The sequence below is a fragment of the Paracoccus caeni genome, assembly GCF_016629665.1.
Lineage (GTDB): Bacteria > Pseudomonadota > Alphaproteobacteria > Rhodobacterales > Rhodobacteraceae > Paracoccus > Paracoccus caeni.
The window spans coordinates 25,182-49,427 of the sequence record NZ_JAEPRQ010000007.1 but is presented as its reverse complement, the minus strand read 5'-3'; the positions used below and the strand labels follow the sequence as shown (position 1 = coordinate 49,427).

The 24,246-nt window shown below is 62.7% G+C and carries 29 protein-coding genes; 14 read left to right on the top strand and 15 right to left on the bottom strand.

Going from position 1 to position 24,246, the window contains the following annotated elements; all coding sequences use genetic code 11:
• Positions 1 to 7 precede the first annotated feature (7 nt).
• Both JJJ17_RS15975 and JJJ17_RS15970 read left to right on the top strand, forming a co-directional pair.
• Entirely contained in the window at positions 8 to 967 is a 960-nt protein-coding gene (locus JJJ17_RS15975; protein WP_200688179.1) for an ABC transporter substrate-binding protein, read from the top strand.
• Positions 968 to 1,139: 172 nt separating this feature from the next.
• A complete protein-coding gene (locus JJJ17_RS15970; protein ID WP_234464150.1) occupies positions 1,140 to 2,534 on the top strand; it encodes a hypothetical protein in 1,395 nt (464 codons plus the stop codon).
• On the opposite strand, the gene JJJ17_RS15965 is transcribed toward JJJ17_RS15970, so the two are convergent.
• From JJJ17_RS15965 to JJJ17_RS15955, 3 genes are read right to left on the bottom strand one after another with little or no spacing between them, the layout of a single operon-like run.
• The gene (locus tag JJJ17_RS15965; RefSeq protein WP_200688177.1) at positions 2,506 to 3,057 is read right to left on the bottom strand and encodes a hypothetical protein; all 552 of its coding nucleotides are present in this window, start codon (positions 3,055 to 3,057) and stop codon (positions 2,506 to 2,508) included. The genes JJJ17_RS15970 and JJJ17_RS15965 overlap by 29 nt on opposite strands.
• A complete protein-coding gene (locus JJJ17_RS15960; protein ID WP_200688175.1) occupies positions 3,054 to 3,602 on the bottom strand; it encodes a hypothetical protein in 549 nt (182 codons plus the stop codon). The genes JJJ17_RS15965 and JJJ17_RS15960 overlap by 4 nt, the downstream gene beginning before the upstream one ends.
• On the bottom strand, positions 3,599 to 4,177 hold the full coding sequence (locus JJJ17_RS15955; protein ID WP_200688173.1) for a hypothetical protein: 579 nt from the start codon (positions 4,175 to 4,177) through the stop codon (positions 3,599 to 3,601). Before JJJ17_RS15955 ends, JJJ17_RS15960 begins: the two co-directional genes overlap by 4 nt.
• A gap of 156 nt (positions 4,178 to 4,333) precedes the next feature.
• On the opposite strand from JJJ17_RS15955, the gene JJJ17_RS15950 reads away from it, so the two are divergent.
• Positions 4,334 to 5,074, top strand: coding sequence for an SseB family protein (locus JJJ17_RS15950; protein WP_200688171.1), 741 nt, complete (start codon positions 4,334 to 4,336; stop codon positions 5,072 to 5,074).
• Between the two features lie 50 nt (positions 5,075 to 5,124).
• Positions 5,125 to 5,829: a CDP-alcohol phosphatidyltransferase family protein gene (locus tag JJJ17_RS15945; protein ID WP_200688169.1), complete on the top strand. Its 705-nt coding sequence runs from the start codon at positions 5,125 to 5,127 to the stop codon at positions 5,827 to 5,829.
• A gap of 15 nt (positions 5,830 to 5,844) precedes the next feature.
• Here JJJ17_RS15945 and JJJ17_RS15940 read toward each other — a convergent pair whose 3' ends face one another.
• Positions 5,845 to 6,309 carry a hypothetical protein gene (locus JJJ17_RS15940; RefSeq protein WP_200688167.1) on the bottom strand — a complete coding sequence of 155 codons (465 nt, stop codon included), beginning with the start codon at positions 6,307 to 6,309 and terminating at the stop codon, positions 5,845 to 5,847.
• Between the two features lie 492 nt (positions 6,310 to 6,801).
• Here JJJ17_RS15940 and JJJ17_RS15935 point away from each other — a divergent pair, with 492 nt between their 5' ends.
• A complete protein-coding gene (locus JJJ17_RS15935) occupies positions 6,802 to 8,358 on the top strand; it encodes a 2-isopropylmalate synthase (protein ID WP_200688165.1) in 1,557 nt (518 codons plus the stop codon).
• Positions 8,359 to 8,421: 63 nt separating this feature from the next.
• Here JJJ17_RS15935 and ureG read toward each other — a convergent pair whose 3' ends face one another.
• The 10 genes from ureG to JJJ17_RS15885 all read right to left on the bottom strand — a co-directional run bounded on the left by ureG (position 8,422) and on the right by JJJ17_RS15885 (position 16,273).
• Entirely contained in the window at positions 8,422 to 9,045 is a 624-nt protein-coding gene (gene ureG / locus JJJ17_RS15930) for an urease accessory protein UreG (RefSeq protein ID WP_200688163.1), read from the bottom strand.
• Complete coding sequence (locus JJJ17_RS15925) at positions 9,042 to 9,698, bottom strand: urease accessory protein UreF (protein ID WP_234464149.1); 657 nt, start codon at positions 9,696 to 9,698, stop codon at positions 9,042 to 9,044. Before JJJ17_RS15925 ends, ureG begins: the two co-directional genes overlap by 4 nt.
• Positions 9,670 to 10,278: an urease accessory protein UreE gene (locus JJJ17_RS15920; protein ID WP_200688161.1), complete on the bottom strand. Its 609-nt coding sequence runs from the start codon at positions 10,276 to 10,278 to the stop codon at positions 9,670 to 9,672. Before JJJ17_RS15920 ends, JJJ17_RS15925 begins: the two co-directional genes overlap by 29 nt.
• A 14-nt stretch (positions 10,279 to 10,292) precedes the next feature.
• A complete protein-coding gene (gene ureC, locus JJJ17_RS15915) occupies positions 10,293 to 11,981 on the bottom strand; it encodes an urease subunit alpha (RefSeq protein ID WP_200688159.1) in 1,689 nt (562 codons plus the stop codon).
• Positions 11,982 to 12,151: 170 nt separating this feature from the next.
• Positions 12,152 to 12,457, bottom strand: coding sequence for an urease subunit beta (locus JJJ17_RS15910; RefSeq protein ID WP_200688157.1), 306 nt, complete (start codon positions 12,455 to 12,457; stop codon positions 12,152 to 12,154).
• 2 nt (positions 12,458 to 12,459) lie between these two features.
• Positions 12,460 to 13,023, bottom strand: a complete 564-nt coding sequence (locus tag JJJ17_RS15905; RefSeq protein ID WP_200688155.1) for a HupE/UreJ family protein — start codon at positions 13,021 to 13,023, stop codon at positions 12,460 to 12,462.
• The gene (locus JJJ17_RS15900; RefSeq protein WP_200688153.1) at positions 13,020 to 13,343 is read right to left on the bottom strand and encodes an urease subunit gamma; all 324 of its coding nucleotides are present in this window, start codon (positions 13,341 to 13,343) and stop codon (positions 13,020 to 13,022) included. The genes JJJ17_RS15905 and JJJ17_RS15900 overlap by 4 nt, the downstream gene beginning before the upstream one ends.
• A gap of 1 nt (position 13,344) precedes the next feature.
• On the bottom strand, positions 13,345 to 14,160 hold the full coding sequence (locus tag JJJ17_RS15895; protein WP_200688151.1) for an urease accessory protein UreD: 816 nt from the start codon (positions 14,158 to 14,160) through the stop codon (positions 13,345 to 13,347).
• Between the two features lie 180 nt (positions 14,161 to 14,340).
• The gene (locus tag JJJ17_RS15890) at positions 14,341 to 15,096 is read right to left on the bottom strand and encodes a GNAT family N-acetyltransferase (RefSeq protein WP_200688149.1); all 756 of its coding nucleotides are present in this window, start codon (positions 15,094 to 15,096) and stop codon (positions 14,341 to 14,343) included.
• Positions 15,097 to 15,205: 109 nt separating this feature from the next.
• On the bottom strand, positions 15,206 to 16,273 hold the full coding sequence (locus JJJ17_RS15885; protein WP_200688147.1) for an AI-2E family transporter: 1,068 nt from the start codon (positions 16,271 to 16,273) through the stop codon (positions 15,206 to 15,208).
• Positions 16,274 to 16,437: 164 nt separating this feature from the next.
• Between JJJ17_RS15885 and ndk the strand changes: the two genes are divergently transcribed.
• The 7 genes from ndk (at position 16,438) to dps (ending at position 21,247) form a co-directional block, all read left to right on the top strand.
• Complete coding sequence (gene ndk, locus JJJ17_RS15880; RefSeq protein WP_200688145.1) at positions 16,438 to 16,860, top strand: nucleoside-diphosphate kinase; 423 nt, start codon at positions 16,438 to 16,440, stop codon at positions 16,858 to 16,860.
• A gap of 166 nt (positions 16,861 to 17,026) precedes the next feature.
• Positions 17,027 to 17,593: a tyrosine-protein phosphatase gene (locus tag JJJ17_RS15875; RefSeq protein WP_200688143.1), complete on the top strand. Its 567-nt coding sequence runs from the start codon at positions 17,027 to 17,029 to the stop codon at positions 17,591 to 17,593.
• A 78-nt stretch (positions 17,594 to 17,671) separates the two neighbouring features.
• Positions 17,672 to 18,598, top strand: coding sequence for an ACP S-malonyltransferase (gene fabD / locus JJJ17_RS15870; protein WP_200688141.1), 927 nt, complete (start codon positions 17,672 to 17,674; stop codon positions 18,596 to 18,598).
• A 4-nt stretch (positions 18,599 to 18,602) separates the two neighbouring features.
• Entirely contained in the window at positions 18,603 to 19,313 is a 711-nt protein-coding gene (locus tag JJJ17_RS15865; RefSeq protein WP_200688139.1) for an aspartate/glutamate racemase family protein, read from the top strand.
• Complete coding sequence (fabG, locus tag JJJ17_RS15860; protein ID WP_200688138.1) at positions 19,306 to 20,043, top strand: 3-oxoacyl-ACP reductase FabG; 738 nt, start codon at positions 19,306 to 19,308, stop codon at positions 20,041 to 20,043. Before JJJ17_RS15865 ends, fabG begins: the two co-directional genes overlap by 8 nt.
• A gap of 171 nt (positions 20,044 to 20,214) precedes the next feature.
• Positions 20,215 to 20,448 (top strand): acyl carrier protein, encoded by a 234-nt coding sequence (locus tag JJJ17_RS15855; RefSeq protein WP_200688136.1) that lies wholly within the window; start codon positions 20,215 to 20,217, stop codon positions 20,446 to 20,448.
• Positions 20,449 to 20,773: 325 nt separating this feature from the next.
• On the top strand, positions 20,774 to 21,247 hold the full coding sequence (gene dps, locus JJJ17_RS15850; protein WP_200688133.1) for a DNA starvation/stationary phase protection protein Dps: 474 nt from the start codon (positions 20,774 to 20,776) through the stop codon (positions 21,245 to 21,247).
• Between the two features lie 52 nt (positions 21,248 to 21,299).
• Here dps and JJJ17_RS15845 read toward each other — a convergent pair whose 3' ends face one another.
• A complete protein-coding gene (locus JJJ17_RS15845) occupies positions 21,300 to 22,118 on the bottom strand; it encodes a sulfotransferase family protein (RefSeq protein ID WP_200688131.1) in 819 nt (272 codons plus the stop codon).
• A gap of 149 nt (positions 22,119 to 22,267) precedes the next feature.
• Here JJJ17_RS15845 and JJJ17_RS15840 point away from each other — a divergent pair, with 149 nt between their 5' ends.
• Together JJJ17_RS15840 and JJJ17_RS15835 are read left to right on the top strand one after the other, a co-directional pair.
• Positions 22,268 to 23,845 (top strand): DUF5928 domain-containing protein, encoded by a 1,578-nt coding sequence (locus tag JJJ17_RS15840; protein WP_200688129.1) that lies wholly within the window; start codon positions 22,268 to 22,270, stop codon positions 23,843 to 23,845.
• 14 nt (positions 23,846 to 23,859) lie between these two features.
• Positions 23,860 to 24,243 carry a histidine triad nucleotide-binding protein gene (locus tag JJJ17_RS15835; RefSeq protein WP_200688127.1) on the top strand — a complete coding sequence of 128 codons (384 nt, stop codon included), beginning with the start codon at positions 23,860 to 23,862 and terminating at the stop codon, positions 24,241 to 24,243.
• Positions 24,244 to 24,246 lie beyond the last annotated feature (3 nt).

The window sequence follows — 24,246 nt, the reverse complement described above, 5'->3', positions numbered from 1 at the left end:
GGAAAGAATGAAACGCAGAACCCTGATGAAAGCCACAGCGCTGGCCCTGTCACTTGGCATGGTTTCGGGCGCAGCACTGGCTCAGGACGACAAGGTGGTGATCGGGGTTTCGATCCCCTCGGCCACGCATGGCTTCATGGGCGGGTTGAACTGGCACGCGCAGGATACGATCACCCGTCTGGGCGAAGCCTATCCGAATATCGAATTCGTGCTGTCCACCGCAGGCGATGCCGCCAAACAGGTCAACGATATCGAAGACATGATGGCCACCCGCAATATCGATGGCCTCGTGGTGCTGCCCTTTGAATCCGAGCCGCTGACCGCGCCGGTCGCAGCCGTGAAGGATGCCGGGAAATTCGTGACGGTGGTGGATCGCGGCCTGTCGCAGGAAGGCATCGAAGACCTTTACGTCGCAGGCGACAACGCCGCGTTCGGTCGCGTCGCAGGCCAGTATTTCCGCGACAATCTTGAGGCCGGATCGAAGATCGTCGTGCTCCGCGGCATTCCGACCACGCTGGACAATGAGCGGGTCGAGGCATTCCAGGCCGCGCTGGAAGGTTCGGATGTCGAGATCCTCGACATGCAGCACGGCAACTGGAACCGCGACGACGCCTTCACCGTGATGCAGGACTACCTGTCGAAATACCCGGAAATCGACGCCGTCTGGGCGGCCGATGACGATATGGCGATTGGCGTTCTGGAAGCCATCTCGGCAGCGGGCCGCAACGAGGAAATGTGGGTGATCGGCGGCGCCGGGATGAAAGAGATCGTCCAGCGCATCATGGACAAAGACCCGCAACTGCCGGTGAACGTCACCTATCCGCCGGCGCTGATTTCCTCGGCCATCGAGATGACGGCACTGAACTTTGTCTCGAACGCACCGATGACCGGCCGCTTCATCATCGGCAGCCAGTTGATCACGCCGGAGAATGCAGAGAACTTCTTCTACCCGGACAGCCCGTTCTGATCCGATCCCACTTACAAGAATAAACAGCGCGGTCAGAAATGGCCGCGCTTTTTTGTGTAATCCTATGATGGCAAATCACCAGATCGCGGCAGAGATCCGCAACCATTTGAAGCATTTGGCCCTTCGCGAAGAATGCAGGCTCCGCTCCACAGGCTAGGCGCGAAGGTGCCGCATGCAAAAGCGCGGACTTGTCCGGCGCAAACCCTCGCGCCATGCTGCGGTCATGCTTGAGCCCTGGCGGTTGATCGGAACGCATCTCGCGCTAAGCGCTGACCTGCTGCGTCGCTATGGCGCGGCACTGGCTGCGCTATGGGCGGCGGGTGCGCTTGCCGGACTGTTGCTGACGCGGCTTGCCGTCGAGATCGGATTGCAAAGCCGCATCGCCGGGATGATCGCGCTGGTGCCGGTCATCCTGCTGCAATTGCTGGTCTTTGTGTCGATGTTCGTGATCCTGAGGAACGGCTTGCCGAATATCCGCCTGCATCGCTGGCGCAGGCGGATGAGAGAGGCGACCGATCCCGCAGTGGCCGCCACGGCAGGCGGCGATGATGGACAGGGGCGGATGTTCGCGGGCGCACTTCTGGCGGTGCTGATCCCGTTCTACGCCTATTACGCCGGTTGGGGTCTGCTGGGCGATACGTTGCGCAGCTATTCACAGGCCTTCCTGTCGGCACAGATGGAGCGGATCGATTTCACCGATCCCTCGGCCATGGGTCCGTCCGCGCTTGAGGTCGGCAGCACGATCTGGGTCGTGATCGCCGTCGTGGCGATCTGGGCGATCCGGCGCATCGCCAAAGCGCTGGACAAGCGCAGCAAGGCAGCGCTCTGGCCGCTTCTGGTCGTCGCCTGCGAGGCAAGCTGGGTGTTGCTGGGCCTTTACGTCATTTCGGGTTGGGAAGGGCAGGTAGTCGAGTGGCTGGCAAAGCTGCCGCCGCCCGGCGAATGGTTGCAGGGGCTGATCGGCGCCGCATGGGCAGAAGAGGTTGCCGCCGCCCAGGTCCGCCCGGTCGATTGGCCGCCGCCATTCGAGCTTTGGCCGTGGGTGAAAACGCTCTTCTGGTATGCGGTGCTGCCGCTGATCTGGTTCAATCTGGGTGCCATCGTCTATGGGCATGACCTGAACATGCTCAGCGACAGGACGCGCAGCATTGCCGGTGGCGCGCTCAATCGGTGGCAGGCTTTGCCAAAGCCGGTCGCGGATTTCATCGGGCATTTCTGGGCCGGGCTGGTGAAGCGCTGGCATGCGGTGGTCAACGGTGTGCTGCTGGCTGCCTCTGCCGGGGTCGCTTTGTCGGTATCGGTGATCGTGCTGTGGCGGCTGGCCGACTGGCTGGGCCGCTGGGCGTGGATGGGGGTGGCCGAACTGATCGGCCCGCAGGATCAGCTTGTCTGGCAGGTTCTGGCAACCCCGCTGAGCCTGCTGTTCGGAGCGCCGGGACAACCACAGGACGGGCTGATCGTCAGTGTCGTCCAATTTTGCATTCTTGCCGCCGGGCTGGAGCTTGCAGGCCGCGCCGGCAAGGACCGCAGCGCCCCGTCTATTGAAGCGTCATCAGCGCCGGTCTGATGGGCATCGACAGGGCGCGGGGACGGGTGCCGAAGCCCGAGACATTCAGCCGCAATTGTGTCAGCACCTCGACCGGCACCACAAAGACGCTATCCGACAGGATCGCTTCACCATCCCCCGGCGCGTCATAGGGCAAGGGATTGCAGCGCCCGTTGTTCTGCCCGTCCGCCGCAAGAGTGCGGACTGCGCCGTCTGTCAGCTCTGTCTCCACCGGCGCCCAGACGCGGCCCTGCGGATCGGTCAGCGTCACCCGGCAGTTGATCCACCCCTCTCTCGCCTGCAGCGGTCCGGTCACCGCCAGCCGCAGATGCAGCAGCGCGCGCCCCTCTTGCGCGGGCGTGGTCACCGCGCGCGTCGATTGCAGCCTGACTTCGACCCCATCCAGCAGACCGCTATCGGTCGCGATCTCGGTCGGCCGCCATTCCCGATCTCTGCGAAGATCCAGCAGGCTGGTCTTGGCCGCAATCAGCGCGGTCGCCGACAGCAACAGCAGGGCAAGAATGATCCACAGCAGATGCCTCATTGCTCAAGCCTCAGCCGGGGCAGGGTGGCCGAGACCGGCACGCCGTCCAAGTAAAGCGCACTATCCAGAACGGGTTTCGCCGGGGTCGAAAGGATCAGCCTGCCGCCCGCGATCTCATCCTCGGGCAGCTCGAAGATTGCACGGGCGCGGTCGGTCAGCCCCGGCTGAAACCAGCGCGTTTCCAGATCGCCGGGCGCCCAGTTGAACCGCTTCGACGCGCTGTATTCTCGCCCGCTGCTGCCCTGCCATCTGGCCTCGATCCGGGTCGAGCGGCGGACATCTGAGACCTCGAAATCCGCGATCAGGAACAGCCCGCCAGTCTCGCGCAGCACCGTCTGGCCATAGCGCTCGAACGCGATCTCAGTCGCCGTGCGCGCATCCAGAAACCGCGCGCTGAACAACCGCCCTGCCGCCACCTCACCTGCTGCGACGCGCGTCGTGAAGGGCTGAACCGCGCTGTTATAGTCGGGCACCGTCGCCAGCATCCCCGCCAGCAGACCGCCGCCGATCAGCAACACGACAAGGTTCGCGATCCGCCGCATCATAAGCCGCCGCCCGCCCGCATTTCGACCGTGGCATCCAGCCGCGCGCTTGGGCTGAAGCCAAGCCAGCTTGATTTGCCATAAAGATTGTCGCGCAGTTTGAAACTTTGGCGGAAAAAGGTCAGCGACAGGTTGTCGGCCCGGAAATCCTGTGGCACCTGCCAAGTGATCGAGACCCGCTCGACAAGGCGCGGTTGCAACTGCTGCAGCGCCTCACCGTCGCGGTGAAGGATCACCTCGGGCTCGGCAAGCTCGACGCCGGAAACCTCGATCTGTGGCGGATGCGGCGGAAACCCGAAGAGGCCGGATTGCGTCTCGCCGGTGATATTCTCGGCGGTCGCATGCAGGGTCAGCGCGGCCTGATCGCCGTCAGGCAGCAGCGTCAGGGCCAACGGCGTCAGCGAGACCCTGCCAAGATCGACGGCCTCACCCATGGCGACCTGAGGGGGATCGTCCGGCGCACGCGCCGCCTCGACCCGCATCCACCAGCTGACGCCGATAGCCGCCGCCAATCCCGCCGCTGCAAGCGTGCGGGGCAGAACCCGGTTCAGCAAGGATCGGCGTGTGGAGGCGCTCATGCGAGTATCTGGCGCTGTTTCCCCCTTATTTTCAAGGCGGTCGGCAGACCGGCGGCAAAGGTTGGCCCATCGGCGGCACTGGCCGCTTCCCCCGAACACTTGAACATCCGCTGGTTCTGGGGCAGGGCATGCCCTGTTTCCACGGAGGGTGCCGCCATGACCGCGCTGGACGAGCTTGCCTCGATCCCCTTTCACGATGCCGATGCGCCACTGCGCGCCCGGATGCTGTCGCGGCTGGCCGATACCGAATTGTCGGTGGCCCTGACCGCCGAGCCAAAAGGCGATGAGGTGGAACTGCGGATCTTCCCGCTCGATGATGCCCGCGTGGCTTTGGCCTGCGACAGCGAGGATCGGCTGGCCGGTTTCTTCGGCGGCCCCGTCGCCTATGCGGCGATGCCGGGGCGCATCCTTGCGGGGCTGCTGAAATCTGCGGGGGCGGGCCTCTTGGTCAATCCCGGCCACCCGTCCGAGATGTTGCTGGATGCCGCGATGCTGGACTGGCTGACCGGCGCGCTGGAAGCTGCCCCCGAAGCGGCCGAGGCGCGGCTGCGCCTGACCGTCCCCGATGCCGCCGTGGTCGAGGCGTTGCAGACCCCGTTGGCGCAGCGGCTGGCCGATATGCGCGGGCTGATCACCGGCGCTGCTCTGGTTGGCGTGGCCGGGCGCGACGGTCCGTCCTCGCATCTGCTGCTGATTGCCGGGGCCGAGCCCGACCGTCAGCCCGCCCTCGCCAAGGCTCTGGCCGAGGCGCTGGCCTTCCTGCCGCCACAGCCCGGCGGCGTCGATATCAGCTTCGAGGCGGGGGCAATGCCGCCCGGCGCGCTGCTGTTCGATCTGACGCCGCAACCTGTGCCGGAAGAACCGGCAAGACCCAAAGGCCCGCCAATTCTGCGCTGAATCCTCAGCGATCTGTTGCGTGACTGCCGTCAAACTGTCAGAACGTGCCGATGATCTTGCGACACAAAGCCCTGTCCGTCCATCTGCTGACCGCTACAGGGGCGGTCCTGTCGATGCTCGCCATGTTGGCAGCCGTCGATGGCGATTGGGAGATGATGTTCCTCTGGCTGGTCGTGGCCTTCGTGGTCGATGGCATCGACGGACCGCTGGCGCGACGATACTCGGTCAAGGACAACTCGCCGCGCTATGACGGCGTGATCATGGACCTGATCATCGACTATCTGACCTATGTGTTCATCCCGGCCTTCGCGCTGTTCAAATCGGGGCTGCTTTCGGGCTGGACCGGCTGGTTCGCGATCTTCGTAATCGTTTACGGCAGCGTCTTATATTTCGCCGATACCGGAATGAAAACGAAGGATAATTCCTTCTCAGGATTTCCGGGCTGCTGGAACATGGTGGTGCTGGTCCTGTTCGCCACCCGACCGCACTGGACGGTGATCCTTTTCATCGTCGTGATCCTGACCATCGCGATGTTCCGCAATATCAAATTCGTCCACCCGGTCCGCACCAAACGCTGGCGCGCGATCACCCTGCCGATGACGATTGCATGGGTGATCTTCGCAGGCTGGGCCGCATGGGTCGATTTCCACCCGGCAAGCTGGGCCATCTGGGGGCTGGTGATCAGCTCGATCTGGCTGACCGTGGCGGGGGCTGTGCAGCAGATGGTCCCCGAACAGCCGCGCCGCCGCGCCTGACATCGCGAGGGCGGGTCAGCCTATCAGAAACCAGATCCCGCCCAGAAGAAAGGTGAAAGCGGCCAGCGAGAAGCCGTAGAACTGGACATTATCCTCGAACCCGCGATGCCAGTTGGTGTAACCGACGCCGTGACGCAGCACATCGACCCATTCATCGCGCGTCCGCAGAATCGCCTTGCCGTCCGGGGCGATGGTCTTGACCACATTGGTCGGCGCAATCGCCAGCGACAGCGCCGATAACATCACACTGACCACCAGAATGACCGCAGGCACCGTGATCATCGCAATCGCGGGCAGCCCCAGATGCTCGCTGCCGCCTGCGCGCACGAACATTCCCATACCGCCCACCGCGACCGGCGCCAGCATCGCCAGATGCTTGAACAAAGCCGAATCGAGCCGCCCGCGCGATGTCGCAAGATCGGCCTTCAGATTGGCCAGTTCGATATCCTTGTCGAAATCCAGTTGCCAATAGCTCAACATCGGATCGGCCTCCGTCCGAAACGCATCGTCCTGCCATCTCAACGTCCTGCCGCGCCCACAGGGTTCCCGCACCGCGCAACACCACCGTTCGCAAGCTGTGTACAGGCTGTGCACGTCCTGTGCATACGCGGTGCACGCGCTGTGCAGCCAAATCCCCAGCATTTGCTGGCGCTCCCGCATCCGCCATTTCTCCGTTGCACAAATACCGATTGCAACGCCCGCAACCCGTTGCGCCCGTCTACGGAAAATTTCCTCTTTCCAACCCACGCGCCTGACGGCATAGTCGCCGCCATGACTCGGATGCACCAGATTTCCACAGCCTCGACCGCGCCTTTCGGCGCGCGGATTGCTGTGCAGCTCCGTGGTCTACTGCTTCTTACGCTGCGCTGAGCGGGTCTTCCGGGCCGCCGCTCAGTCTGGTCAGTGCCCGGCCTATCCCGGCTGCGTCCCGCACCCGGCATTCCCAGACCAAGTGTAAGAAAGACCAAGGAAATGTCCGACAAGAACCGCGTCGTCATCTTTGACACTACCCTCCGCGACGGCGAGCAATCGCCCGGCGCCACCATGAGCCATGCCGAGAAACTGGAGATCGCCCAGCTTCTGGACGAAATGGGCGTGGACATCATCGAGGCCGGTTTCCCGATCGCCTCGGAAGGCGATTTCGCCGCCGTGTCAGAGATCGCAAGACGTGCCCAGAACAGTGTCATCTGCGGCCTCGCCCGCGCGCAACTGCCCGATATCGACCGCTGCTGGGAAGCGGTGAAACACGCGAAACAGCCGCGAATCCATACGTTTATCGGTACCTCACCGTTGCATCGTGCCATCCCCAATCTGGACATGGACCAGATGGCCGAACGCATCGAACAGACCGTCACCCACGCCCGCAACCTTTGCGACAACGTGCAATGGTCGCCGATGGATGCGACGCGGACCGAACATGATTACCTGTGCCGGGTCGTGGAAATCGCCATCAAATGCGGCGCCACCACGATCAACATTCCCGATACCGTCGGCTATACCGCGCCCCGCGAATCCGCTGCCCTGATCCGCATGTTGCTGGAGCGGGTGCCGGGCGCCGACAACATCATCTTCGCCACCCATTGCCACAACGACCTTGGCATGGCGACCGCCAATTCGCTGGCCGCGGTCGAGGCTGGTGCACGCCAAATCGAATGCACGATCAATGGCTTGGGTGAACGCGCAGGCAATACCGCGCTGGAGGAAGTGGTCATGGCGATGAAGGTGCGCCACGATATCATGCCCTTCACCACCGGCATCGACACGACCAAGATCATGAACCTGTCGCGCCGCGTGTCTCAGGTTTCGGGCTTCGTGGTGCAGCCAAACAAGGCCATCGTCGGCAAGAACGCTTTCCTGCACGAATCCGGTATCCATCAGGATGGTGTGCTGAAGAATGTCGAGACGTTCGAGATCATGCGCCCCGCCGATATCGGTCTGAACGAAAACAACATCGCCATGGGCAAGCATTCGGGCCGCGCCGCCCTGCGCGCCAAGCTGGCCGATCTGGGTTTTGAGGTCGGGGATAACCAGCTCAAAGACATCTTCGTGCGCTTCAAGGCTTTGGCCGACCGCAAGAAAGAGGTCTATGACGAGGACATCGTCGCGCTGATGCAGGACAGCGCCGCCAATACCGACAGCGATCATTTGCAGGTCAAACATCTGCGCGTCGTCTGCGGCAGTGACGGGCAATCTGCTGCGTTGACCATGGTTGTCGATGGCGAGGAACAGACCGCCGAGACCACCGGCGACGGCCCGGTCGATGCCTGCTTCAATGCGGTCCAGCAGATCTTCCCGCACAGCGCAGTTTTGCAGCTTTATCAAGTGCATGCCGTGACCGAAGGCACAGATGCGCAGGCCACCGTGACTGTGCGCATGGAAGAGGATGGCCGGATCGTCACCGGACAGGCGGCGGATACCGACACGATCCTTGCCTCGGTCAAAGCCTATGTCGGCGCGCTGAACCGTCTGATCGTGCGCCGCGCGCAGGCGGGAACGGACGACAAGCAGATCACGATGTATTCGCACTGATCACCACTATTACCGAGGCCGGTCTTGTCCGGCCTCGGGCTGACGCCCGCTGAGGCGACCCCTTCAGGCGTCCTGCGTCAGCAGCCCGCCCTGATGGATCAGAAACTCCACGATTTCGTCCACGCCGCCCCCATGCCGAAGCTGCGCCATTACCACGGGCAGCCCGTTGCGAGAGGCGCGGGCATCCGCCTCTAGCAGCGCTGCATCGACACCAACATGCGGCGCAAGGTCGGTCTTGTTCACCACCAGCAGATCGGACCTCGCCAGCCCCGGACCACGCTTGCGCGGAATGTCCTGCCCGGCCGCCGTATCGATCACATAGATCGTCAGATCGGCCAGTTCCGGCGAAAAGGTCGCCGCCAGATTGTCGCCGCCGGATTCGATCAACACCAGTTCCAGATCGGGAAATGCCTCGGTCAGATCGGCGATGGCAGCAAGGTTGATGCTGGCATCCTCGCGGATCGCGGTATGTGGGCAGCCGCCGGTTTCGACCCCCCGGATGCGCTCCTGCGGCAGCACCTGCGCGCGCATCAGCGCCTCGGCATCCTCGCGGGTATAGATGTCGTTGGTGATCACCGCCATCGACAGGCGCGGCGCGAAGGCGCGGGCCAGTTGCTCGGTCAGCGTGGTTTTGCCCGCACCGACGGGACCGCCGATGCCGACACGCAGAGGGCCGTTCTGGCTCATGAGCGGAAAATCCTTGTGGTCATGGTCTCGTGCTTCATTGCCGCAATGTCCGCGCCCCACGCGGCGCTGGCAAGATCGGATTCGCTGGCGCCAGCCGCCCGCGCAGCCACGTCCAGCAGTCTTGGCTGCAGATCGAACAGCATTGCCTGCCCCTCGACCGGGCCAAGCGGCATGAAGCGCACGGCGGCAGAAATCAGCGTCGCGGCCTGAGCCTGTAGATAGGCGGCGATGATCTCGGACGGCGGCAACGGCAAGGCGGCGCAGGTTTCGCCGAAGGCCACCGGCAACGCGCGCGGCGGGACCGGCTCGCTATGCAAGGCGGTGATATTTGCGGCAAAGGCGGTGCCCTGTTCGACCGTCTCGGTCAGCCGTTCCGAGGTCAGGCAGGCCGCGCGGGCCAGATCGTCCAGCGCGGCATGGTCCGCGTCCTCACGCAGCGCCAGAGACAACAGCACCGCATCGGTCCAACCTGCGCCGTGGTCCAGCCAGTTGGCCAGCCATTGCGGCAGCGCCTTACGGGTGACGATGCCCTGATCGATGACCCATTCCAGCCCCTGCGACCATGCAAAACCGCCCACCGGAAAGGCGGGCGATAGCAGTTGCATCAGCCGCAGGCGGGCCGCGTCAGGGGCGATCATCGTGTCGCGAGCCATTGGCAACCTTGCGCATCATCTGCAACGGCGCGACAGCCGGGACCGGCGACAGCTTGTGGTTATGGGCGTGCAGGTGGTCGTGGTGATCGTGACCATGGCTATGGTCGTGATCGCCGCCATGGCTGTGATCGTGGTCATGCCCGTGTCCGTGATCATGGCCGAAGGTGCGGCCGTGCCCATAGGCGCCACCTTCGGGCCGGAATGGCAGTTCCTTATGGGTGATGTCGGCACCCAGATTGCGCAGCATCGCTTCCAGCACATGATCCTGACGGATGATCAGCCGGTCAGCCTCTATCCGGCACGGCGTGTGGCGGTTGCCGATATGCCAGGCCAGCCGCGCAAGATGGCCGCGGATGACCATCACCGGCTCGGGCTTGGCGCGCATGGCGATGAGGCGACCGTCCGACAGTTCGAACGCATCGCCATCCTCGACGCTGGTCACTTCGGGCAGGTCCAGAAGAAAATCGCCCCCCACAAAGCCCAGCCGTTTTCTGCGCAGCAGACGGCCTTCGTAATCAAGCGAGATTTCTCCATCGAACGGCCCGGGTGCGTTGCGGATAACTGTGGTGCAGGTAATCATGGCGTGTTCCTCCCTCAGTAGAGGAAATAGCGTTGTGCCATCGGCAGTTCCGTGGCGGGGGCGCAAGTTAACAAAGTATCATCGGCGCGCACTTCGTAGGTTTCGGGGTCCACATGGATCACTGGCATGGAATCATTCAGTTTCATGTCGCTTTTGCCGATATCGCGGGTGTTTTCGACCGCGATCAGGTTTTTGTGCAGCCCGCTGCCTGCGCCCGCCTCAAGCCCTGCCCTGCTGATGAACAGTGCCGAGGCACGCCCGGTATGGCCCCACATCGGGCGCGAGAAGATCGGTTGCACCGGGATCGAGCCATTCGGGTCGCCCATCTGCGCGACGGATATCTGCCCGCCGACCAGAACCATTTCCGGCTTCACCCCGAAAAAGGCGGGCGACCACAGGACCAGATCGGCGCGCTTTCCCGGCTCGATCGAGCCGATATGGCCGCTGACACCATGCGCGATGGCCGGGTTGATGGTGTACTTCGCGATATAGCGGCGGGCGCGCAGGTTGTCGTTGTCGCCTGTCTCGCCCTCCAGCCTGCCGCGCTGACGGCGCATTTTATCGGCGGTCTGCCATGTGCGGATGATCACCTCGCCGATCCGGCCCATCGCCTGACTGTCGGATGAGATCACGCTGAACGCGCCAAGGTCGTGCATGATATCCTCGGCGGCGATGGTCTCGCGACGGATACGGGATTCCGCGAAAGAGACATCCTCGGGGACACGGCGGTCGAGGTGGTGGCAGACCATCAGCATATCGAGATGTTCCTCGATGGTGTTCTGCGTATAGGGCCGCGTCGGGTTGGTGGAAGAGGGCAGGACATTCGCCATGCCGACCATGCGGATGATGTCGGGGGCATGGCCGCCGCCTGCGCCTTCGGTGTGATAGGCGTGGATGGTGCGGCCTGCGATGGCCGCCATCGTATCCTCGACAAAGCCGGATTCGTTCAGCGTGTCGGTGTGGATCATCACTTGGATGTCCATTCGGTCGGCGACATTCAGGCAGTTGTCGATGGCGGCGGGGGTGGTGCCCCAGTCCTCGTGCAGCTTCAGCGCGCAAGCCCCGGCACGGATTTGTTCCTCCAGCGGTGCCGGAACCGAGGCGTTGCCCTTGCCCGCGATACCGATATTCACCGGCAGTTCGGCGCAGGCCTCCATCATCCGGGCGATATGCCAGGGACCGGGGGTGCAGGTGGTGGCAAGCGTGCCATGCGCCGGGCCGGTGCCGCCGCCCAGCAGCGTGGTGACGCCGGAATGCAGCGCGTGATCGACCTGTTGCGGGCAGATATAGTGAATGTGGCAGTCGAAGCCGCCCGGGGTCAGGATGCGGCCTTCGCCCGCGATGATCTCAGTCCCCGGCCCGATGATCAGGGTGACGCCGGGCTGCGTGTCGGGGTTCCCGGCCTTGCCGACGCCTGCGATGCGGCCGTCCCTGAGGCCAACGTCCGCCTTGGTGATGCCACGATGGTCAAAGACGACGACGCCGGTGATGACGGTATCCATGGCGCCGTCGGCGCGGGTCACCTGCGACTGGCCCATACCGTCACGGACGACCTTGCCGCCGCCGAATTTGACCTCTTCACCGGCGATGGTCAGATCCTGTTCGACCTCGATCAGCAGTTCGGTATCGGCAAGCCGGATGCGGTCGCCGGTGGTCGGGCCGTAAAGCGCGGCATAATCGGCGCGGGAGAGTGTCAGGGGCATCTATATCGCCCCCGGCATATATCGATTGTCGCGTGATTCGTATGATGCCTGCAGAAAATATAACCTCACAAGGCATGCCGTGTCAGAAACCGAGTTTATACTCCAACTCATTGGCTACACTTCCTTCGCAGTTGCTTTGATCGGCAAGTACCATGGCTGGTTCTGATCCATCACAGCGCCCCCATCACATCTTTGCGGAAGCCCTGCACGACGCGGCCGCCTGCGAAGGGGACCAGCCGCACCTCGCGGGATTGGCCCGGCTCGAAGCGGACGGCGGTACCTGCGGGGATCGACAGCCGCATCCCTCGCGCCGCCACCCGGTCGAAATCCAGCGCCGGATTGGTTTCCGCGAAATGATAGTGGCTGCCCACCTGAATGGGCCGGTCGCCGGTATTCGCGACCATCACCGTCACCTCGTCACGGCCCTCGTTCAGCACGATCTGACCAGCGGCGGGAAGGATTTCGCCGGGGTTCATCTTCAGCCCCCGATCGCCAGAACCAACCCGGCCAAAGCCGTGCCACCGCCAAGTCCGCGCAGCAGGACGCCGCTGTTTAGTAGTTTGCCAATCCCGATTCCGGCCAGATGCAGCGCCATGGTCGCAATCGCAAAGCCTATCGCATAGACCGCCAGCCCATGCGCCGGACCTTCCGCCCCATGAACCCAGCCATGGGCAAAGCCGAAGATCGCCACCGCCGGGCCCAACATCGTCAACGGCAACCGCACCGCCATCGCCACCAGCACGCCAAGGATGACGACCGAGGCGAGGATCATCGGCTCTACCCCCGGAAAGGGCAGGCCCGCAAACCCGGCAAAACCGCCAAGGATCATCGCGCCGACGAAGGTACAGGGCAGCGCCCACAATGCCCTGCCGCCGATCTGCGCCGCAAGAAGCCCAAGTGCGACCATCGCCAGCAGGTGATCGGCACCGCCGACAGGGTGACTCATCCCGCTGACGAAGCCGTTCTCGTCATGACCCGGATGGGCCAGCGCCAGTTGCGGCAGCAGCAGCGCCGCCCCGGTAAGTGCGGTCAGTTTCTTCATGTCAAAGCCTCATAGGTCTGGCGGATCGGGTGGTGGACGGTGACCAGCTTGGTCCCGTCGGGAAAGGTGGCCTCGACCTGCACCGATTCGATCATCTCGGGCACGCCTGCCATGCATTGCTCGGCGCTGATCACATGCGCGCCCGCCTGCATCAGATCGGCGACCGAGCGGCCATCACGCGCGCCCTCGACCACGAAATCGGTGATCAATGCGATGGCTTCCGGGTGGTTCAGCTTCACGCCGCGTTCCAGCCGGTTGCGTGCCACCATGGCGGCGACCGAGACCAGCAGTTTCTCGCGTTCGCGGGGGGTGAGGTTCATGTCAGACCTGCCAGATTCGGGGAAGGGGATCGGGGCGCAAAGCGGTCAGCAGGCGGTTCACCTGTCGCCGCAAGGGCCATCCATCGGCGGCCAGCAATCGCATGATCATGCGACCGGGGGGAGCGCTGGCCGCCACGGTGACACCCGGTTCGAGGAGGACCGACCGGGCGGTGGAGAGCAGATCCGGCGCGTGCGGCGCGATGATGGCAAGCGTTGCCATCGCCCGCCCGCCGCCTGTCAGTGCCGGATTGGAAAGTCGGGGAAGCGCAGGATCGTCCAGTGCAAGCGCGTCGTGATAGATGATCCGCCCGTTTTGCCGGACAATGCGGCGGTCGCGCAGATGCAGCCGGTGCAGCTCTTCGCCCATCGCCAGACGGCCCAGCACCACGATTTCAAGGATCAGACAACCGGCGCCCTCGGCCAGCTCGATCTCGGTCAGGCGATGAAGCTGCGCGCCATTGAAGAGGATCGTTTCCTGCGGCAGCCAGTCGAGCCACGCGCCAGCGCCTACCTTCAGCGAGACAGTAGCCTCGGCCGGGATGTCCTCGGCACGATAGGCGCGCTCGGCCGTCTGGGTGGTGGCAAGCGCCCGCGAGCCGGGCAGCAGTTCCACCGAAAACGCCAGCCGATCGCCCGAGGCCAGCCCGCCGGACGTGTTCAGAAAGACGATTTCGGGCAGTCCCGAATTGACGCGCGGCAGCATCGCCTTGGCCGAACCGGACTGCGCCAGATCGACCACGCCGCGCGGGCCCATGACCACATGCGCGCGGCCTTTGCTGCGCTGCATGGACATGGAAGGGGCGATTGCGTCGAACATACCCTGAGAGGGCGTTTGCGCTGACAGAAGGTCAATCAGCCACCGATAGGAAGCTGCCTATCGATCAAGCACCGGGGGAATGGCTGCACATTTTACAGGCGCGATGGCGCGATAACGGGCGGAAATGAGACGCGGGACGGCAGATATGCCCGCGCGTTCATCACTTGCGATACGCTGGTGTCAGTCGCCCGAGGATTGCAGCAGGCGTTTGCGACCAGGGGGAATCGCGCGGATTTCGACCCCGGTGAACACATGCATGGTCCGCATTGCCGGATCGACGACCGCATGATCGCTGACCCACCCGCCCATCGCCAGATAGCTGCGCAGCAGCGGCGGCATCGCGGCCATGGCGCGTTTCTGATCGGGCGTCATCAGTCGCAGCTTGCGCGCGAATCGGAAGACATTCGGTGCCTTGACCCGAGGCAGCCAGCGCCGCGGACCCAGATGGCGGGCGCGCAGCATGGCGAAGGCATCGGCATGCTGTTCAGGCTCGGTCCCGATGAAGCTGGAACAGCCGAACAGCATCTCGATGCCGTTTTCCTGGACATAGCGTGACACAGCCATCCAGGCCGAGCGGATGATGTCGGGATCGCGGAATTCGGGATGAACACAGAACCGGCCCATTTCCAGCATCGGTGCGTCGAAGCCCTGCAAGGCCGCGAGGTTGTAGAACTGCGCCGAATAGCTGTGCGAAATCTCGGACCCGTTGGCGAAATGCTGGAAGCGGAAGCAGCAGAGAACCTGGCCGGTCTCAGCGATCTCGACCATCATATGCTGGCAATCAGTGTCCATGTCGTCGGCATCGACATTGGTGCCGTCATCCACATCGCCGTTGCGGGCGATGAAGCACAGCCAGCGCAATCGTTGCGCAGCACGCACGTCCTCTGGCGTGGCGGCCAGCCGGACCTGATATCGACCTCTGCGGAATGGCTGCATGATGCATCCCCAAGCCTGACGCCGCCTTACATACTAACATCTTGTGACGATTTCGCGAACGAACAAGGGGGCAAGCGACAGGAAATCTGCCGCGATGCCCGCAAGTCGTTCAGTGGGCGTCGTCGCGATCGCCCAGCACATCCTCGACATAGCAGCGCTTGATCAGGATGATGCTGACCAACAGCAGGGGCGTTGCCAGAACGATGCCTGCAAAGCCGAACAGGCTGCCGAATGCCAGAATCGCCAAGATAGTCAGTGCGGGCGGCAGGTCGGCGGCAAAGCGCTGAATCATCGGCATCAGAAGGTTGCCCTCGACCTGCTGGATCACGATGAACAGAAGCGCGACATAGATGGCCATGTCGAAGCCCTGCGTCAGTGCGAAAAGCACGGCGGGAATGCCCGACATGAACGGGCCGACGAAGGGGATGAAGTTGGTAAGCCCGGCGATGATCCCAAGCACCAAAGCCAGCGGCACCCCAAGCGCCCAGAGCCCAAGGAATGTGGCCACGGCGACCAGCGCCATATCCAGCGCCTGCCCGGCCATCCAGCGGCCAAGCGAGCGGGCAAGCTCATCCGCGATCTGGGCGGCACGGTCGCGATAGGACAGCGGCACAAGGCGCAATGCCCCTCCGCGATACAGCGGTGCGTCCAGCGCAAGGAAGATGCCGACGACGGCCAGCAGCATGAAATTGGCGACGCTGCCGATGACGATATTCAGCGTGCCGGTCACATAGCCGAATATCCATGGCAGGCTGTCGGTTGCCGAAGGGGTTGGCCCGCTTTGACTGGCATTCTGCATTCGCCTTTCGACGAATTGACCCATCGAGCTTTCCCGCAGCCAGGTGTTTACCTGCTCCCACGCGGCGGGCAGGCTTGCGATCAGTTGCCGGAACTGCCCCGAGATCGCCGGTCCCGCGTAAGAGATAACGGCGCTGACCACCAGCACCACGAACAGCGCGCACAAAAGCACGCCGGGCTTGAACGGTATTCCCGCATGACGGTTCAGCAGTTTTGACCCGCCGCGCAGGGCGATGGCGATCAGGATGGCGCCGAAGCCCATCAGCAGGACCGCCGACCATTGCCAGATCGCGGCGACGACCAGCCCGATGGCAAGGACGGTTGCAATGGTGGCGATCGGAACCCGTGGCGGGCTGGCGGGCGGAGGCGTGCTGGGCATCGTCGGTGTCCGTTTCCTGTCGTCGCAGAAAGACCTAACAGGTTTTCACGCAATCGCCAGTCTGCGTTGCGCGCCTTGCCCGCGAAAGCCAAGCCTGCTAACCGGGCGCGGATTTGATTTCACAAGGCGGGCGCGGCCCGCAGGACACAGACAAGGGAACGCCCATGGCTACCGAACGCACGCTCTCGATCATCAAACCCGACGCGACCAAGCGCAACCTGACCGGCAAGATCAACGCCAAGTTCGAAGATGCCGGTCTGCGCATCGTCGCGCAAAAGCGCATCCAACTGACGCTGGATCAGGCAGGTCAGTTCTATGCCGAGCATAAAGAGCGCCCCTTCTATGGCGAATTGACCGAATTCATGACCTCGGAGCCGGTCGTGGTGCAGGTTCTGGAAGGCGAAGGCGCCATCCTGAAAAACCGCGAAGTGATGGGCGCGACCAACCCGGCAAATGCCGACGAAGGCACGATCCGCAAGGAATTCGCCCTGTCGGTCGGCGAAAACTCGGTCCACGGCTCGGACAGCCCGGAAGCCGCAGCGCGCGAGATCGCCTTCTTCTTCTCGGGCCTCGAACTGGTCGGCTGAGACGTTTTGAAATGACGTGGAAAAGGGGGCCTCAGCGGCCCCCTTTTTCGTATCCGAAGCATCCGTCGTCACAAGCCTGTGTTGATGGCGCGGCGCTGAAGTTTATTGTCGCCGCACGATCGGGGATTGGCTAGATAAACCAAGGTTAGCTGCCTTGGAGCATCCAATGCGTTTCGGTTTCAAGCGGTTCTTGCTGATACTTGGCGTGATGTTCGGGGCGGTTGTCCTCTATCTCGGATATCTGCATCTGTCGGGAAATTTCCACGCCGTCGTGCCGGGGCAGGTCTATCGGGCCGCGCAGATGGACGGGCAGAAGCTGGCCCGATGGAAGCGCGAATACGGCATTGCCAGCATTCTCAACCTGCGAGGCGATAATACCGGCGCCGATTGGTACGAGACCGAACGCGGCGTTGCCGACCGGCTGGGCATCGATCATCTGGATTTTCGCATGTCTGCCAGCAAGGAACTGACCTTCGACGAGGTACAGACCCTGCTGGAGGTGATGCGGAATGCCCCAAAACCGATGCTGATCCATTGTCAGGGCGGTGCCGATCGGACGGGCCTTGCTTCGGCCCTTTATATCGCGGGGATTGCGGGTGGCGGCGAAGAGGCTGCCGAATGGCATCTGTCGCTGCTTTACGGTCATGTCGGCATTCCCTGGGTCAGTGCCGCATGGCCGATGAACGTGACCTGGGAAGATATCGAGCCTTGGCTGGGCTTTCCTGACAGTTGACGGTTTGTCAGGTTCAGTTGCGATATGCGCGCCGCCGCGCTATCCCCTTTGATAGCGATAAATCAACAGGGGTAAGTGATGCGGGCATTCGTTTTTCCGGGGCAGGGGGCGCAGACCATCGGCATGGGCCGCGAATTGGCCGAGGCTTATCCGGCTGCGAAGGATGTTTTCGATCAGGTCGATGAAGCTCTGGGCGAAAACCTGTCCGACCTGATCTGGAACGGCGATATCGACACGCTGACGCTGACACAGAACGCGCAGCCCGCGCTGATGGCGACCTCGATGGCGGCGTTTCGGGCGCTGGAATCCGAGGGCATCAATATTCAGGACGCCAATTTCGTCGCCGGTCACTCGCTGGGCGAGTATTCGGCGCTTTGTGCCGCCGGGGCGCTGAGCCTTGAGGATACCGCGCGCCTTCTGCGCCTGCGCGGGCAGGCCATGCAAGAGGCGGTGCCGGTCGGGCAGGGTGCGATGGCCGCGATCCTTGGGCTTGATTACGAGACGGTGGACCGGATCGTCCGCGAAGTGGCGCAGGACGAGGTTGTGCAGGCCGCGAACGACAATGACCCCTCGCAGGTGGTGATCTCGGGGCATAAGGAAGCAGTCGAACGCGCCGCTGCCGCGCTGAAAGAGGCGGGGGCCAAGCGGGCGCTGATGCTGCCGGTCTCGGCGCCGTTCCATTCGGTGCTGATGCAGCCCGCGGCTGCGGTGATGGCCGATGCGCTGGCGGGGGTGGATATTCAGCCGCCTGCCGTGCCGCTGATCGCCAATGTCCGCGCTGAAGCGGTTATCGAGCCGGGCGCGATCCGCCGTCTGCTGGTCGAACAGGTGACGGGCACCGTGCGCTGGCGCGAATCGATTGCCAATATGGCCGAAGCTGGCGTGACCGATTTCTGGGAGATCGGGGCGGGCAAGACTTTGTCCGGCATGATCAAGCGCACCGCGAAAGAGGTGGCCGTCCGCAATATCGGCCTGCCTTCGGATGTGATCGCGCTGAGGGGCTAGACCCATGCGGATGATCGGGGTCCTTGGCGGGATGTCGTGGGTCTCGACCGCGCATTATTATGACCGCCTGAACCGGCTTGCGGCAGAGGCCGGGGGCGGGCTGTCGTCCGCGCCGATCCTGCTGCATTCGGTGGATTTCGCCGAGATCGCGGCGCTGCAAAAGGCGGATCGGTGGGACGAGGCCGGGGCGATTCTGGCCGATGCGGCGGCGGGGCTACAGCGTGCCGGTGCCGAGGTGATGATCCTTGCCACCAACACGATGCATCTGGTCGCGCCCCAGATCGAGGCGGCGATCAGCGTGCCTTTTATCCATATCGCCGATGCGACCGGGGCGGCGATCAAGGCACAGGGCCTGAGCCGTCCGGGGTTGATCGCGACCGGCTTCACCATGGAAAAGCCGTTTTATATCGACAGGTTGCAGGCATTTGGATTGCAGCCATTGATACCCGACACGGCCGCAAGAGCCGATATTCACCGCATCATTTTCGATGAATTGTGCAAGGATGTGGTGAGCGACACCAGCCGTGCCGCCTTCGAGGCTGCGGCGCGGGAACTGGCCGGGCAGGGGGCGGATTGTCTGATCCTTGGCTGCACCGAGGTGGGCCTTCTGCTGGGGCAGCACAATGTTCCGGTGCCGGTTTTCGACACGGTTGAATTGCATTGCCGCGCGGCGATAGAAGCGGCGCTAAGCAGGACAGGAGAGGCAAATGTTTGATCTGACGGGCAAGAACGCGCTGGTGACCGGCGCATCGGGTGGCATCGGCGGTGCCATCGCCGAGGCGCTGCATGCGGCGGGCGCGAATGTCGCGCTGTCCGGCACGCGCGAGGCTCCGCTGCGCGAACTGGCCGATAAGCTGGGCGAGCGGGCCTTTGTGGTGCCCGCGAATCTGTCGGACCCCGAGGCTGCGGCGCAATTGCCGAAGGATGCGGCAGAGGCGATGGGCTCGGTCGATGTGCTGGTCAACAATGCCGGGATCACGCGGGACAATCTGTTCATGCGGATGTCGGATGAGGAATGGGCGCAGGTGCTGGAAGTGAACCTGACCAGTGTATTCCGGTTGAGCCGGGCGGTGCTGCGCGGGATGATGAAGGCGCGGTGGGGGCGGATCGTAAATATCACCTCGGTCGTGGGAACGACGGGCAATCCGGGGCAGGGCAATTACGCCGCCGCCAAGGCTGGGCTGGTCGGCATGTCGAAATCGCTGGCCTATGAGGTCGCCAGCCGGGGAATCACCGTGAATTGCGTGGCTCCGGGCTTTATCGCGACGGCGATGACCGACAAGCTGAATGACGAGCAGAAGGGCAAAATCCTGACCCAGATTCCTGCGGGGCAAATGGGTTCGCCGGAAGACATCGCGGCGGCGGTTCTGTATCTGTCGAGCGCCGAGGCGGGTTATGTTACCGGCGCAACTTTGCACGTCAATGGCGGCATGGCGATGGTCTGAAAACACGGGGTTTACGTCACGCTTCGGTGAAAACTTGGCTCAAAAGCGGTTGCATGAAGCGTATTCAGTGCTATATCCCCGCCTTTAGCTGCAGGGGAACCGCCCTGTGCGAGAGCGGGCCGTGCCCGTGAAAATCCTAAGGGCGGATGCCCGCGAGAATGAGGATGTGACATGAGCGATATCGCTGATCGCGTGAAGAAGATCGTTGTTGAGCATCTGGGCGTCGAAGAGGACAAAGTGGTCGAAGCCGCTTCGTTCATCGACGATCTGGGCGCCGACAGCCTCGACACCGTCGAGCTGGTGATGGCTTTCGAAGAAGAGTTCGGCATCGAAATCCCGGACGACGCTGCCGAGACCATCCAGACCGTTGGTGATGCGGTGAGCTTCATCAAAGGCGCGGTCTGAGCCGCAATCTCGCCTTGCGAGGAATAGGAAACGGCGTCTCCCCAAGGGAGGCGCCGTTTTCCTTTTGGCGGGTCGCGCAACGGGCTGCGGGCGTTGCTATCGGTATTTGTGCAACGAAGAAGCGACGTGGTGGTGCGCCGGTCGGATATGTCAGCAAATGCTGGAAATTTGGCTGCACAGAGCGTCCACCGCGCATGCACCGGATATGCACAGCCTGTACACAGCTTGCGAACGGTGGTGTTGCGCGGGGCGCATGGCGGGGCTGTGGAACCGGCGGTGACGCGGGTGGGTTGGTCGATCGTAGCAATCAGACATGGAGCGGAAAATGGCCGTGAACGTCAAAGGGCTGACCGATAATGCCCGCAAGACCGCGATCTCGGAACTGAATGCCCGGCTGGCCGATGGTATCGCGCTGAGCCTTGCGCTGAAGCAGGCGCATTGGAACGTGAAGGGCCCGAATTTCATCGCCGTGCATGAGCTGTTCGATGCGGTGTTGGCGCGGTTGCAGGTCCATGTGGACGATATTGCCGAGCGGGTGCAGATTCTGGACGGCGTTGCCGTGGGCACCGTCGAGACGGTGGCCAAGGCCAGCACGCTGAAGGCCTATCCGACCGATCTGACCAAATCCGCTGACCATATCAAGGCAGTTTGCGAGCGGATTCGGGATTATGGTGAGAAGCTAAGAACCGCCATCGATACCGTCGATGAGGCGGGGGATGCCGATACGGCGGATCTGTTCACCGCAGCATCACGGACGGTGGACAAGGATTTGTGGTTTCTGGAAAGCCATCTGGAATAGGTAACAGGGTGCGCATGGTGGGCTGCTGGACGCCCACCATCCGGGTCCGGGGTCAACGGCCCAGTTTGGCGTGAACCTCTGCCAGATCGATTTCGCCGGTTGGCATCTTGTTGTCGGGATCGTCGAAATCATAGCGGAAAAGCTGGAAATCGTCCTTGTAGATTTCCCAGATCAGATGCCGTGACAGATCGTCGAAATAATCGCTGACCTTGAAGGCGCGCTTGGGCCCGTGACCTTCGGATTCGTTGAAACGCGGGACGTCCTCGACATCGACCGGAACCGGGGTCGAGACATCGGCCAGAACCTTGCTGATCCCGTCGTTGAAGGTCTCGGTAAAGAAAATCTGGTCGTAGCGGCCGCCATTGACGATGAAGGTCGAGATATGGCCCGACATCGCGGACCAGTGGATGTCCGGCTCCATCGGGCGGCGCCAGCGGATGGTGTCGCGTGCGAACAGCAGAAAGCGGCGAAAGCTGGCGATCTGGTCGAAATCGAACCCGTCATCGGGGTTGCCCACGTCGATGCCGTAGCTTTGCACCAATTGCGGCACCAGATTGCCGCGATAGCGTTTGCCGTTGCGCTGAATCCCCGCGATCTTGTCGAAGAAGGATGACAGGATGCGGGCATAGGGATTGCGCACACAGGTAAAGGTCAAGGCGGCATGGTCGCGCACGGCGGTTTCGATCAGCTTCTGGCTGTCGTCCAGCGCCCATTTGTGCAGTCCGCTGGTGGCATCGTGAATATCGCCGTCAAAGAAGCGGCCATGATCGGAATAGAACATGATCTGGCCTATTGTCGAACAGGCGCATTTTGGCACGACCCGGTAGATCATGCTTTGACTTTCGGTCATCCAGGTGCCGGGAAAACCCATGCCTTGCCTCTCCTGCAATGCAAGCGGAAGCAGTCACTGCTTGCCCGCGCGCTAAAAATGATTAGAGACAAAACAAGGAAGCAGAAAGCCTTTTTAACGTCTCGCCGTGCGGAATGTCGCCGCTGCATAACGGAGGTAGCGCCCGCCACATGGCCCGTATCGCCTTTATCCTGCTGACGCACAAGGATCCCCAGGGTGTTATCGATCAGGCGAAGCGGCTGACGGCTTCGGGGGACTATGTCGCGATCCATTACGACAGGCGCGCCCGCGACGAGGAATATCGCACGATCGAGGCCGCCCTGTCGGACAATCCCGGCGTCACCTTTGCCCGTCGCCGTTACAAATGCGGTTGGGGCGAATGGTCGCTGGTCGCGGCCAGTCTTGAGGCATTGCGGCAGGCCGAGCGCAGTTTTCCGCAGGCGACGCATTTCTACATGCTGTCGGGCGACTGCATGCCGATCAAATCGGCGGAACATACCCATGCCTTTCTGGAGAACGACGATTGCGACTATGTCGAGGCCGTCGATTTCCATACCGGCAACTGGATCAAGACCGGGCTGCGCGAAGAGCGGCTGATCTTTCGCCATTGGTTCAACGAGCGAACCCAGAAATGGCTGTTCTATCAAAGCATGGATCTGCAGAAGCGGCTGCGCATCACCCGGTCCGCGCCGAAGGGCGTGCAGGTGATGATCGGCTCTCAATGGTGGTGTCTGAGGCGGCAGACGGTCGAGGCGGTGCTGAACCTGATCGATCTGCGGCCAGAGCTGGTCCGGTTCTTCCGCACCACATGGATCCCCGATGAGACCTTCTTTCAGACGCTGGTCAGCCATGTCGTGCCGAAGACACAGATCAGGCGGCGGTCTCCGACCTTCCTGATGTTCACCGATTACGGCATGCCGGTGACCTTCTACAACGACCACTATGATCTGCTTCTGCGTCAGGATTATCTGTTCGCCCGCAAGATCAGCCCCGAGGCGCAGGAATTGCGGGCCAAGCTGGGCGCGGTCTGGCAGGCCGAGGGGATGGAATTTGCGATCTCGAACGAGGGGCCGCGTCTGTTCCGCTTCCTGACCGAGCGTGGCCGGGTCGGGCGGCGCTTTGCGGCCCGCTTCTGGGAGACGGATGGCAGTCTGGGGCGGCAGAATGTGGTCTGTCTGATCGTGGCGAAGAAATGGCATGTCGCCAAGCGGCTGACTGCGCGGATCCGGGCGCTGACGGCGATTCCGGCGGTCGATTATCTGTTTAACGAGCATGCGGCGCATCTGCCGGATCTGGGGGGCATCGCCTCGTCACTGTCGAAGCGAGAGCGGCATCGGCGGGCGCTGATCCGCCTGATGTTCGAGGAATTCGAGACCCGGCAGCTGGTGATGTGCATTGACCCGTCGGCGCTGTCGCTGATCGGCGATTTCGCCGGGGATCGGGCGCAGACGCGAATCCTGTTCGTCGATAGCCGCTTTGATGAGGATTATCTGCGCGGCCACATGCAGCGGATCGGTCTGTCCAGCAAGGGGATGCCGGAAGAGGTGGTCAGGCGGCTTATTCCTGTGGTGCGCAGCGATCTGGAGCATGAAGCCGAGCGGCTGCGGGATATGGAGTTCGCGAATTTCCACGTCATCTCGGAACATGCGAGTCCGGGACTGAACACCGCAGCGATCATGCGGTTTCTGGATGTTCCCGATGAAATCGCCCATGATCTTGCGGCGACGCCGCATTTGTTCAGTGACTAGACCGGGGACTGCCGATGGCTTTCGACTATGACGACAACAACATTTTCGCCAAGATCCTGCGCGGCGAGATTCCGAACAATACCGTGGCCGAAAATGACGTGGCCTTGGCCTTTCGCGATATTGCGCCCAAGGCGCCGGTTCATGTGCTGGTGATTCCGAAGGGCAAATATGTCAGCTTCGACGATTTCAGCGCCAATGCCTCGGATGCCGAGATTGCGGGTTTCTCGCGGCTTTGCGCCGAAGTTTGCGCGAAGGAAGGGGTTGGACTGGATGCCGGGAATGCCGGGTTCCGGGCGATCACCAATGCCGGGCCGGATGGCGTGCAAGAGGTGCCTCATTACCACCTGCACATCATGGGCGGGCGGATGATGGGGCCGATGGTCTTGCTGCGCGACTGAGGG